This window comes from Paenibacillus sp. LPE1-1-1.1, from assembly GCF_040676435.1.
In the GTDB taxonomy this organism is placed as follows: Bacteria; Bacillota; Bacilli; order Paenibacillales; family Paenibacillaceae; genus Pristimantibacillus.
In genome coordinates, this window is sequence record NZ_JBEGHY010000037.1 from 1 (window position 1) to 250 (window position 250).

At 50.8% G+C, this 250-nt stretch carries 1 rRNA gene; it reads left to right on the top strand.

The features are described 5' to 3' along the window. Window positions 1-155: 155 nt before the first annotated feature. A 5S ribosomal RNA gene (gene rrf, locus MRBLPE1_RS26745) occupies window positions 156-250 on the top strand; the annotation flags it as partial.

Below are 250 nucleotides of genomic sequence, written 5' to 3' on the forward strand. Positions count from 1 at the left end.
TAACAAGGTAGCCGTATCGGAAGGTGCGGCTGGATCACCTCCTTTCTAAGGAAATACCCGGACCCGATGAGGTTCGGATAAACTTGGCAGTTTATCGCTTACTCGTTGTCAGTTTTGAAAGATTAATCCTCTTTCAATGTAAGTCATGTCATCCGTTTGGTGGCGATGGCGGAGGGGAACCACGCGTTCCCATACCGAACACGACCGTTAAGCCCTCCAGCGCCAATGGTACTTAGACCGCAGGGTCTTG